This window comes from Natrinema soli (genome assembly GCF_028618695.1).
Genome location: NZ_JAQIVI010000402.1, coordinates 1 through 10,478 on the forward strand (window position 1 = coordinate 1; position 10,478 = coordinate 10,478).

A 10,478-nucleotide genomic window follows, 5' to 3' on the forward strand; every position below is an offset into this window, starting at 1 on the left:
GCCGACGGCGACGCGGACGCCGGACCACCGCTCGCGGAACGATTCGGACTCGACGAAGCCACGGCCGGGCTCGAGGTCGCCGGCTTCGAGATCGAACGCGCCTGCGCTCGGCCGGAGACGATCGCGATCGTCGCGACGCGATAGTCTCGCGAGTATTGGGCGATTGTACAATAATAAATCGGATTTGGGAGGTTTACGTTGTCTATATTCGTCTAATATTGCATCGCCGTAACACTTTTTCGTGTTGCAGTGTAACACTACCCATGGTGTACGAAGACCCGTACTCGCCGGAACGGTCGCACTACGAGTGTCTGCGCTGTGGCCACCGAGAAACGACCGACTCGCTCGAGTCCTGTCCGAACTGCGACGGCACTGTCCGCAATATCGCAGTGCCGCGAGAGTAGAACCGATCCGACGTGTGACTCGCCCGTCCCGACTGTGTTCGGGGGTTCCTGGCTCCAGTTTCGGGAGCACGTGGTGAGTCGAACCGCCGCGAGTTCGATCAGTCGAAGTCCGGCAGATCCTCGGGCGGCTCGTATTCGGCCTCCCAGTCGACGTACTCCTCCTTGAGGATGACCGAAACGATCTGGCCGAACTCGGTGAGTTCGGCGTTGATCGACGACACCGTCCCCCAGGTATCGAGATCGGGATGGTACTCCCGGGCCTGCCAGTCCTCCGGAATACCGGGTGCGTGATAGCCGACTCGATCGGCGAAGTCGTCCCAGAAGAAATCGAAACCAGCGAAGAGGTCGAGATCGCGAGCGATCCCGTACTCCTGTTCCTCGAGATCGGTGTCCGCGCGCCACTCGTCGAACGCCTCCGTCCAGGCTCCGTCCTCGAGAAACCCCTGTAGCTCCTCGCGACGGTAGTCGATCTCCTCGGCCCCGTCGGCGCTGACGGTCGCGTCCTCGTACTCGTTCGGGTCGACGAACTCCAGTTCCGGCGGCTCGGGGGGTTCGACCTCGAGTGTCATACGCGGTCGTTGGTCGGGTTACCGGATAAGAATTCCCTCCTCGCGGTCGACGACAGACGGCAACCCCAGCGCGAGGGATTCCGCCGCGCGAACGCGGAAGGGGGTGTCAGTCCCACGTGTAGCCGAACTCCTCCCCGTCGCGGTGGATGTAATCGTTTTCGAGCACTTCGCTCACCGTCCGACCGAGCGAGTCCAGCGCCTCCTCGAGGTCGTCGATATCACTCTGATCGAGTCCGTCGTGCGTCGACGCCAGTTCGTCCGGAACCGGCGGTGTGCGGTACCCGACGTCTTCCGCGGACTGGTTCCAGTAGAAGTCGAGTTCGGCGAACAGTCCTCGCTCGAGGAGCGCTCGAAACTCGTCTTCCGTCAGGGACGCGTTCGCGCTCCATTCGTCGAACGCGTCCTCCCAGGCACCCGCGTCCAGAAAGTCGGCCAGCTCTTCGCGGCGGACGTCGTCACCCGTCCACTCTTCGGGTTCGTCGACGGCGTCGTAATCGCCGGGGTCCTGCGGTCCGCGGAGCCTCGGCGGATCGGGAACCTCGACATCGAGTGTCATATCTACTCGTTCGGTCGGCAACGGTATGGGGCTTTCCCGCTGCGCAACTGGGGTCCGCGCTGAATTCGTTGACCGCGTCGATACGCGGCGGACGGAGCTACTCCCTCGTCGAGTTGTTCGCCATAAAATCCGTCCTGGCCGACGTACTGATAATCGCGTTGTTGCTGTAGCCGGTCCGGTGTACGCCATCGCGGCCACCGCCCTAATCGTGATCGGGGGGTTCCTGCGCTGGTATCTCACCGAGCGGGCCGATACCACGGGCGTCGAGACCGACGACCTGTCGCTCGAGCGCCGGGGCTGACCGAAGCGATTCGCGAGCGCCGACCTGGGATCCGCTATCGCGTGCTCGCGCCCCATCCAAACACTCAATCGACGGCCGGCCGTACCGCCGGGCGATGACAGCATACGAGGCGGTGATCCTCGACGTCGACGGGACGATCGTTCGGGGCGAGGAGTTGCTCCCCGGTGCGACCGACGGCTTGCGCGCACTCGAGGCGGCGGGCTGTTCGCGGCTCCTCTTCTCGAACAACCCGACGCGCGGGGCCGACCACTACGGCGAGCAACTCGCGCCTCACGGAATCGACGTCGACCCGGCCACCGTTCTCACCTCCGCGACCGTCTCGGCGGAGTACCTCGCGGCGACCCATCCCGGCGAGCGGGTCTACCTCGTGGGCAGCGAACGACTCGAGGCGATCCTCGCCGACGCGGCCGTCGAACTGACGGCCGATCCCGATGCGGCCGAGGTCGTGCTGGGATCGTTCGACAAGAGCTTCTCGTACGGAACGCTCTGGGAATCGTTGCGGGCGCTCGAGGGGGACGTTCCCTTCTACGGCACCGATCCCGACGCGACGATTCCGATCGACGAGGGAGAGATCCCGGGCTCGGGCGCGATCCTCGCCGCGATGGAAGCCGTCGCCGGCCGCGAACCGGACGCGATCCTGGGGAAACCGTCACCCATCGCGGCCGCGACGGCCATGAACCGGCTGGACGCCGATCCCACGAAGACCCTGGTCGTCGGCGATCGGCTCAACACCGATATCGCGCTCGGGAATCGTGCCGGCATGGAAACCGCACTCGTCCTCACCGGCGTCACCGATCGCGCGGCCCTCACCGCGGTCGACGTCGAACCCGACCACGTCCTCGAGTCACTGGCCGCGGTCGACACGCTCCTCTAGGGCCGACTTCGTCCGCTATAGTAGCCGCTGAAACGAGTTCCACGCTGATCGCAAGCGGTTCTCGCTCACTCTGTTCGCTCACGGCTCGCTTCGCTCGCCGTTCGCGTTCCCGCGGTTCTCGCTCACTCTGTTCGCTCCGAACCGCGCCTCGCTCCGAACCGCGCTACTCTCATGCGATCAGGTGTGCAGTGACGTCAGTGGCTACTATCGTTCCGCAGGCCGTCCGCTATCACGTCTCGAAGTGTTGCCCGCGAGAACGTGCCGTACTGCTCGCCGGATCGACCGCCTCACCGCACATTCAAGAGATATATTTATCCGTCACAGTCTCCATATAGAATATATGAGAGAACGTATAACGGCAGTGTTGCTTCGCGCACGGTACGCAGCGATCGGCGCGGCGGTCGGTGCGGGAATCGGCGGACTGTTCAGCCGAAACGCCGCGAGTACCGGCGGTGCGATCGGTGGTCTCGTCGGTGCCACCATCGCGGAAACGCGCGGGACCCTCGAGGGCGTCCTCGAAGACGTCAAGGAGCGCGACCCGCGAACTGATTCGGTCGACACCGAGTAGCTCGGTTTCGACTCGCGCGATTGGGTTCGAATCGGGGACTCACTCCGGAACGTCTCCATCCTCACGGCGATCGGAAGTGCCGTCGGGTTCGCGGCCGGAACCCGCGACACCCGTTCCAGATGGCGAGCGCTCGAGTCACGAGAGAGATCGAACGATCCCAGACGGCCGTACGAACGCCTGGAGCAGTTCGACCAGCGACTCACGAACTGTCGACGGCCCCCGCCTCGTTCTCGAGGGCCGCCCGCCGCAGTCGCTCGCCCTCCTCGGTGGTGACGGTCAGCTCGGGCACCGTCGTCGGCGAGCCATCGTCGTCGATCGCCACGTAGACGAAGTACAATTCGGTCGTCTGCTCGCGCTCGCGCGTCCGCAGGTCCTCGCGCTCGGTGATCAGCCTGACCTTCACGCTCGAGGTGCCCGCCTCGTAGACGTAGGCGGTGATGAATGCCGTGTCGCCGACGGCGATGGACCGCTCGAAGTTCATCTGATCGACGCGGGCGGTGACGCAGGTCTCTCCGGAAAACCGCATCGCCGACATCGCGCCGACCTCGTCCATCCACTTCATGACGTGGCCGCCGTGGGCCGTCTCGAGCATGTTGGCGTGGTTCGGCTGTACCATCTCGCGGTTCTCGATCACCGTCTCGATGAGGTCCGTCATCGGCCGACGTTTTTCGACGCCGGCAATCAGTCTTGCTTTGCCCGGATCGTGGCACCCCGCGAGCAGCCGGCGATCGCCGTCAGGGAAGCGGTGATCGCCCTCGGCCAGTAGTGATCGCTGCCGGCGTCGGGCTCGAGACCGTGGAGGAGAGCATCTGAACACGCCGAGTCGATATCGAACGCGGGGACCGGTAGCGACCGTCGGCTTGTCGTCTCGCCGCCCCGGCCCGTTGATCCGGGTTCTCGCTCGTCCGATCGGAGCGACCGCCTCGAGATGGGACGCGGGTTCGCGGTTCGATACTGGTAAAAGTCGCCGCCGAGTTGAGCCGGTAATGAGCGATGCAGGCGAGGCCGACGTGCCGGAGCCGCCAGCCCCTCCCGACCGCGAGCGCGGCTCCGTCGAGGTTCTCGGAACGGCACACGTCTCGCAAGCTAGCGTCGACGAAGTTCGCGAAACGATCGACCGGGAGGACCCCGATGTCGTCGCCGTCGAACTCGACGACGGTCGCTACCGGCAGATGAAAGGCGGGACGCCCGACGACATCGAAGCGGAGGATCTCCTCTCGGGCAACACCGTCTTTCAGTTTCTCGCCTATTGGATGCTCTCGTACGTCCAGTCCCGTCTGGGCGACCAGTTCGACATCGAGCCCGGTGCCGACATGCGAGCCGCCATCGAGGCCGCCGAAGCCAACGGCAACGGCGTCGCACTGGTCGACCGCGATATCCAGGTGACGATCCAGCGCTTCTGGAGCCGGCTCACGTTCACCGAGAAACTCAAGATGGTCGGCGGCCTCGCGCTCGGGGTGACCGATCCGCGGACGATCGGGCTCACATTCGGTGCCGTCACCGGGATGGTCATCGGGCTCATCTTCGCCGCGTTTCTCGCGCCCGTACTCGGCGTCAGCGACCTCCTGTTGTTCGGCGGGCTCGCGTCCACCCCGCTGCAGTACGCCGGCGGCGCAGCCATCGGCGCGTTCACCGGCCTCTTCGTCGGTCTCATCTTCCTCCCCTCCTTCGAGTCCGTCGAGCGATACACGGGCGGTGCCCTCTCCGGCTTTTCGGGGCGACTACTCGCCGGACTCGCCATCGGTATTGCAGGCTGTCTCGCACTGGTCGCGACCGAGACGTTCGTCGGGCCGTTCTCCGCTGCGAGCGTCGAGAACGTCGGCGTCTACGCGGTCCGCGGGACGGTCGGAACGCTGGCCGGACTCGGTATCGGCGTGACGATCGGTGCGATCCTCGGTCTCTCGCTCGACACGTTCGGCGGCGACGTCGAGGAGATCGAGGAGGTCGATATCGAGGAGATGACCGACGGCAACGTCGTCGACGCCATGATGGAAGAGTTCCGCCAGTTCAGTCCGGGCGGCGCGAACGCCCTGATCGACGAACGGGACGCCTACATCGCATCGAACCTCCACAAACTCCGCGAACAGGGGTACGACGTCCTCGCCGTCGTCGGTGCCGGTCACAAAGCCGGCATCGAACGCCACCTGCTCAACCCCGAGAAGATCCCACCGGTCGAATCGCTGTCCGGCACCGCCTCGAGCCGCCGATTTTCGCCGCTGAAGATCGTCGGCTACCTGATCATGGTCGCCTTCTTCGCCTTCTTCTTCCTGTTGCTCATGGCGGGAGTCAGGAACACGTTCCTGCTGAAGGTGTTCGTCGCCTGGTTCCTGTTCAACGGGATTTTCGCGTTCACGCTGGCGCGGCTGGCCGGCGCGCGCTGGACGAGTGCGGGCGTCGGTGGCGCGGTCGCGTGGTTGACGAGCATCAACCCGCTGCTCGCGCCGGGCTGGTTCGCCGGCTACGTCGAACTCCGGAACCGACCGGTCAACGTCCGAGACATCCAGACGCTCAACGAGATTATCGACGACACCGAGCGGCCGATCGACGAGGCCATGTCTGCGATGTTCGACGTGCCGCTGTTCCGCCTGATCATGATCGTCGCGCTCACGAACATCGGGAGCATGATCGCGACCGGGCTGTTTCCATTCGTCGTACTGCCGTGGCTGGCACCCGAAATCGGCGGCGTCGACGCGCTGATGGGGCTGTTGCTCGAGGGCGTCGAAAACAGTCTCGAACTGCTCCGGGGGCTGCTGTAATGAGCTATCGAACCGAGCGGAACCCCGACCCCGAACTGACGTTCAGCGACACGGAACTGCGCGACCTCGCCGTCGCGTGGACCGCGCTGAGCATCGCGTTCGCGTTGATACGAGCACCGTTTCACAGGGGACTCGCCAGCTTCGAGGAGTTCGTCCTCTCGATCGGCGTGAGTTTCGTGACCGTGGGCGTCGGATTCCTCCTGCACGAACTCGCACACAAAGTCGTCGCGATCGAACACGGTCAGCTCGCGGAGTTTCGAGCGGACTATCAGATGCTCGTCCTGGCGCTTTTGGGTGCGGTCGTGGGGTTCCTGTTCGCCGCACCCGGAGCGGTCTACCATCAGGGCCAGATCACGAAGCGAGAGAACGGACTCATCGCAATTGCGGGACCAGTGACGAACCTCCTGCTCGCCCTCCTTTTTCTCCCGTTACTGCTCTTTTACGGAGCACCCGGCTTCTTCGCCGGCATTCTCGGGGTGATCGGGCAGATGGGGATCGTCATTAATCTCTTTCTGGCTGCGTTCAACATGATCCCGTTCGGCCCGCTGGACGGAAAGTCCGTCCTCCAGTGGCACAAGGGCGTCTTCGCGCTGGTCTTCGTCCCGAGCGTGGTGTTGGCCGTGTTCGCAATCGTCCGCCTCGGGCTCTTTTGAATCCCTGAGGCGGTTCCCGACGACCGTCTTGGGCCCTCCGCGACGGTTCCCGATAACCGCCTCGAGCGCTCTCCTCGGCAGTGTCGATCCCTCCGCCGGACCGGTGACCTTTTGCTCGCCCCGAGAGGTCCTTCGAGTATGACCGACACGGACGACGAGAAGACCGATGCGGACCGACTCACGTACGCCGAGACCGGCGTCGACATCGACGCGAGCGAGGACGCGACCGCGGCGCTGCTCGAGGCCTTCGGGAGCGACCTGCGGACCGAGTACGCCGGCCTGCTCGACATCGGTGACCGATATCTCGCGCTAGCGACCGATGGCGTGGGGACGAAACTGCTCGTCGCCGAGGCGATCGGGGACTTCTCGACGATCGGCATCGACTGCATCGCGATGAACGTCAACGACCTCGTCGCGGCGGGCGTCGAACCCGTCGCCTTCGTCGACTACCTCGCGATCGACGAGCCCGACGAGCACCTCACGAACCAGATCGGCGAGGGGCTCGCGGTCGGCCTCGAGCAGGCCGATCTCACGATGCTCGGCGGCGAGACGGCGGTCATGCCCGAGGTCGTGAAGGGGTTCGATCTGGCGGGGACGTGCGCCGGCCTGGCCGACAAAGACGAAATCTTCGAGGGCGAGGCCGAGGTCGGCGACGCGCTGGTCGGCTTCCCCTCGAACGGAATTCACTCGAACGGGTTGACCCTCGCTCGCGAAGCGGCGACCCGCGAGCACGAGTACACCGACGAGTTCCCGCTCGATCCGGAGCGGACGATCGGCGAGGAACTGTTGCGGCCGACCCGGATTTATACGGATCTGCTCGAGCCGATGCGCGAGCACGGGGTTCGCGCGGCGGCCCACGTCACGGGCGGCGGCTGGACGAATCTGCTGCGAATGGGCGAGCACGAGTACGTGATCGACGACCCGCTGCCGGCCCAGCCGGTCTTCGAATTCGTCCAGGAGAAGGGCAACGTGACCGACGAGGAGATGCACCGGACGTTCAACATGGGGACCGGGTTCGTCGTCGCGCTGTCCGAGGAGCGGGCCGACGGGCTGGTCGCGGCAACTGACGGGCGGCTCATCGGCCGCGTCGGAGATGGCGATTCTGTCGAGATTCGCGGGCTCTCACTGACCTGAACGCGGTCGATCTCGCCTCGAACACCGGTTCGCATTTCATCGCCGAGATGGCACCTTGGAGGGGCCTTCACTCTCCTGTTCATTCCGCCGAACCGGCCAGCAGATCGATCGAATCGGTCCCCTCTCGGCGGTGCGTGCTGGCTACTCGTCGTTGCCGGTCGCGGCTCGGATCGCGTCGAACTCCTCGTCGCTGTAGGCGATGAATCGCACGTCCTCGAGCGTGTCGGGCTCGTAGTCTACGATTTCCTCGCCGATGATCGCGGCACCGTCGGTGAGGTCGAAGCCGGCGACGCCACAGCCCAGCGCCGGTATCACGAGCGACTGGCAGTCCAGTTCGTCGGCTTTCTCGAGGGCGTTGCGCGTGGCAGCACGAATGCTCGAAGCGGTCGCTTCGCCGTCACCGTAGTGGGGCATCGCGGCGGCGTGGATGACGTACTCGGCATCGTGATCGTGGGCGCCGGTAACCGCGACCGCGCCGAGATCGACGGGCCCCTTCTCCATCGCATCCTCGTTGATTTCCTCGCCCGCACCGCGTCGGAGCGCGCCGGCGACGCCGGATCCCATCCGGAGGCTCGTGCCGGCCGCATTCACGAGTGCGTCGGCGGACTGCGCAGCGATGTCGCCCTGAATGACATCGTACTCCATACGCGAGGGTTCCGGATCGAACCCAATGAAACTACTCGTGGTGTTCCTCGGCTCGACCCGTGTTCGGGCGACTCACTCCGTTCGAATCCAGTCGTCCCGTACCGGCCGGGTCGCGATATCGGCGTTCGCGATCCCGTAGAACTTCTCGCGGCCGACCGGCGTTCGGAGTCGCAGGATGCAGGTGTAGTCGGTCACCTCGAACGCGGTCACCGTTCGGGTGGACCGTCGGTGATCGAATCGGAAGAGCCGGTCCGCGTCCGTTTCGACGGTAATCCGGTTACCGAGCGACCAGCTCAGCGACTCGACGTGCTCGACGTCGACGTCGAACAGGTGAGCAATCAGGTCCCGTCCTCGCCGACCCATTGCGCCCTGTGACCGGTTCTCGTGTGAACTCATATGACGAACGTTTCGTTCCGGCCCGAAAAAAGATACTATCTTCGCGTGGCCCTCTCGCACGGGAAAGTCGGCGACTGTTCGACGGATATCTGGCAAAAACGACGCTACAGGCCTTGATGCGACTGACAGAGTACAAGTGCAGTAAATTCTGCCGCGAACGCACATCGAATCTGACACCTGTGCCGATCCCGAATCTTAGGCCGACCAAAACCTTTTTAGAATTAGGCCTACCTAATTCAGCGTAATGGACGTACCCGCCCGACGGGAGGATCCCGATCTCGACGAGGAACATGAGGAGCCGGCAGCGATTGTGAGCAGTCACGAGACCCGCCCTGGAAAGATCGTCTTTACCGAACGAAACAACAACGATGGCTGGATCGCGACGGATCTGGTCATCGACCTCGAACGCTGATCGCGCCGCCGCTCGGGGTCTCGATCGGTGCGACAGTATCGCGCCGCGAACGCTCCCTCGTTCTGCGAAAAATCGGTTTCCGCTAGTCGATCGTCGACACGGTTTCGGGCTCGATTCCTCAGTGGGTCGCTTCCTCGAGCACCAGCGTGTCGTCCTCGAGGTAGTGCTCGAAGTGGTGGCCGTCATCCTCGAGCGTGACGAGGATCTCTCGAAGGATCTCGGCGGTCGCGGGATCGCCCAGGTTTTCGGCGAGTTCGATGCTGCCGCGCATCGACTCGATGATGTCGCCGTACATCTCGAGGTCGTTCTCGAACATCGTTCGGATATCGTAGACGTCCTCGCCCTCGAACTCGACGGTGGCGCGGTCCTCCTGATTCGACGGGCCCGAAACGGGGACGCCGCCCAGCGCCTGCGCTCGCTCGGCGATCACGTCGGCACCTTCCTCGACGTGTTCGTAGGCCTCCTCGAGGAACTCGTGGAGCGGCAGGAACTCCGCGCCCTCGACGACCCAGTGGTGTTTCTTCAACTGGTGGTAGAGGACGTAGGAGTTGGCCAGCTCCGTGTTCAACGCGTCGACGATCTGCTCGGACTTTTCCTGCTCGAGTCGAAGCGCGTTCTCTTCGACACTGTCTGCCGATTGGCGGACGGTCTTTTGAGTACTCATCCTACTCCGTAGTAGACGCGCATTCCACATAAAGCCTTCCCCTGAGTGAATATTTCTTTGGTATACCTAAAGTATAGTTCTCGATAGACAGTGATTTGTTTGACAAGGGGGGATCTGGACGTGTTATCGAACGACACCGTCAATATCATCTTTATTTTTTCGGGCTTGAGTAAACATTTTCAGTGTCGACATCCAAGAGACGATCATGGCAACCAGAATCGCACAGCGGCGAGAGCGGCTCTACGTCGACGGCGAGTGGCTCGAGAGCGAGAACGCGCTATCGGTCTCGGACCTGGCCGAGGGCGGGACGTTCGCACAGGTCGCCGCGGCGGGGCCGACAGAGGCCCGTGACGCGCTCGCGGCCGCCCACGAGATCAAACCGGAACTGCGTGAGACGACGGTCGTCGAGCGCGCGAACTGGTGCGAGACGATCGCCGAGGGACTGCGCGAGCGCGAGGAGGAACTCGCGGAGGTCATCGTCCGCGAGGCGGGGAAACCGATTGCGTCGGCTCGCGGCGAGGTCGGACAGGCGGCCGAGCGCTTCGA

The 10,478-nt window shown here is 64.1% G+C and carries 15 protein-coding genes; 9 read left to right on the forward strand and 6 right to left on the reverse strand.

What is annotated here, in order from left to right; all coding sequences use genetic code 11:
* Positions 1 to 263: 263 nt before the first annotated feature.
* Positions 264 to 404: a rubrerythrin-like domain-containing protein gene (locus PGX04_RS22095; RefSeq protein WP_273740470.1), complete on the forward strand. Its 141-nt coding sequence runs from the start codon at positions 264 to 266 to the stop codon at positions 402 to 404.
* 98 nt (positions 405 to 502) lie between these two features.
* Here PGX04_RS22095 and PGX04_RS22100 read toward each other — a convergent pair whose 3' ends face one another.
* Complete coding sequence (locus tag PGX04_RS22100) at positions 503 to 973, reverse strand: DUF7992 family protein (protein ID WP_273740472.1); 471 nt, start codon at positions 971 to 973, stop codon at positions 503 to 505.
* A gap of 106 nt (positions 974 to 1,079) precedes the next feature.
* Positions 1,080 to 1,529: a DUF7992 family protein gene (locus PGX04_RS22105; protein ID WP_273740473.1), complete on the reverse strand. Its 450-nt coding sequence runs from the start codon at positions 1,527 to 1,529 to the stop codon at positions 1,080 to 1,082.
* Between the two features lie 178 nt (positions 1,530 to 1,707).
* Between PGX04_RS22105 and PGX04_RS34760 the strand changes: the two genes are divergently transcribed.
* The 3 genes from PGX04_RS34760 to PGX04_RS22120 all read left to right on the forward strand — a co-directional run bounded on the left by PGX04_RS34760 (position 1,708) and on the right by PGX04_RS22120 (position 3,272).
* Positions 1,708 to 1,830, forward strand: a complete 123-nt coding sequence (locus tag PGX04_RS34760) for a hypothetical protein (protein ID WP_377043233.1) — start codon at positions 1,708 to 1,710, stop codon at positions 1,828 to 1,830.
* 94 nt (positions 1,831 to 1,924) lie between these two features.
* Entirely contained in the window at positions 1,925 to 2,704 is a 780-nt protein-coding gene (locus PGX04_RS22115; RefSeq protein ID WP_273740474.1) for an HAD-IIA family hydrolase, read from the forward strand.
* A gap of 340 nt (positions 2,705 to 3,044) precedes the next feature.
* Complete coding sequence (locus tag PGX04_RS22120) at positions 3,045 to 3,272, forward strand: hypothetical protein (RefSeq protein WP_273740475.1); 228 nt, start codon at positions 3,045 to 3,047, stop codon at positions 3,270 to 3,272.
* 199 nt (positions 3,273 to 3,471) lie between these two features.
* Here PGX04_RS22120 and PGX04_RS22125 read toward each other — a convergent pair whose 3' ends face one another.
* Positions 3,472 to 3,927, reverse strand: a complete 456-nt coding sequence (locus PGX04_RS22125) for an acyl-CoA thioesterase (protein WP_273740476.1) — start codon at positions 3,925 to 3,927, stop codon at positions 3,472 to 3,474.
* 331 nt (positions 3,928 to 4,258) lie between these two features.
* Here PGX04_RS22125 and PGX04_RS22130 point away from each other — a divergent pair, with 331 nt between their 5' ends.
* The 3 genes from PGX04_RS22130 to purM all read left to right on the forward strand — a co-directional run bounded on the left by PGX04_RS22130 (position 4,259) and on the right by purM (position 7,815).
* The gene (locus PGX04_RS22130) at positions 4,259 to 6,028 is read left to right on the forward strand and encodes a TraB/GumN family protein (RefSeq protein WP_273740477.1); all 1,770 of its coding nucleotides are present in this window, start codon (positions 4,259 to 4,261) and stop codon (positions 6,026 to 6,028) included.
* Complete coding sequence (locus PGX04_RS22135) at positions 6,028 to 6,681, forward strand: metalloprotease (RefSeq protein ID WP_273740478.1); 654 nt, start codon at positions 6,028 to 6,030, stop codon at positions 6,679 to 6,681. Before PGX04_RS22130 ends, PGX04_RS22135 begins: the two co-directional genes overlap by 1 nt.
* Before the next feature lie 138 nt (positions 6,682 to 6,819).
* The gene (purM, locus tag PGX04_RS22140; protein ID WP_273740479.1) at positions 6,820 to 7,815 is read left to right on the forward strand and encodes a phosphoribosylformylglycinamidine cyclo-ligase; all 996 of its coding nucleotides are present in this window, start codon (positions 6,820 to 6,822) and stop codon (positions 7,813 to 7,815) included.
* A 141-nt stretch (positions 7,816 to 7,956) separates the two neighbouring features.
* Here the strand turns inward: purM and PGX04_RS22145 are convergent, their stop codons facing one another.
* Together PGX04_RS22145 and PGX04_RS22150 are read right to left on the reverse strand one after the other, a co-directional pair.
* Positions 7,957 to 8,460: a macro domain-containing protein gene (locus PGX04_RS22145; protein ID WP_273740480.1), complete on the reverse strand. Its 504-nt coding sequence runs from the start codon at positions 8,458 to 8,460 to the stop codon at positions 7,957 to 7,959.
* Positions 8,461 to 8,532: 72 nt separating this feature from the next.
* Positions 8,533 to 8,856, reverse strand: coding sequence for a hypothetical protein (locus PGX04_RS22150; RefSeq protein WP_273740481.1), 324 nt, complete (start codon positions 8,854 to 8,856; stop codon positions 8,533 to 8,535).
* A gap of 244 nt (positions 8,857 to 9,100) precedes the next feature.
* Between PGX04_RS22150 and PGX04_RS22155 the strand changes: the two genes are divergently transcribed.
* A complete protein-coding gene (locus tag PGX04_RS22155) occupies positions 9,101 to 9,268 on the forward strand; it encodes a hypothetical protein (protein ID WP_273740482.1) in 168 nt (55 codons plus the stop codon).
* A 118-nt stretch (positions 9,269 to 9,386) separates the two neighbouring features.
* Here PGX04_RS22155 and dpsA read toward each other — a convergent pair whose 3' ends face one another.
* Positions 9,387 to 9,932: a DNA starvation/stationary phase protection protein DpsA gene (gene dpsA / locus PGX04_RS22160; protein ID WP_273740483.1), complete on the reverse strand. Its 546-nt coding sequence runs from the start codon at positions 9,930 to 9,932 to the stop codon at positions 9,387 to 9,389.
* Between the two features lie 205 nt (positions 9,933 to 10,137).
* Here dpsA and PGX04_RS22165 point away from each other — a divergent pair.
* Positions 10,138 to 10,478: aldehyde dehydrogenase family protein (locus PGX04_RS22165; protein ID WP_273740484.1), on the forward strand; the 341-nt coding region annotated here is incomplete at its 3' end.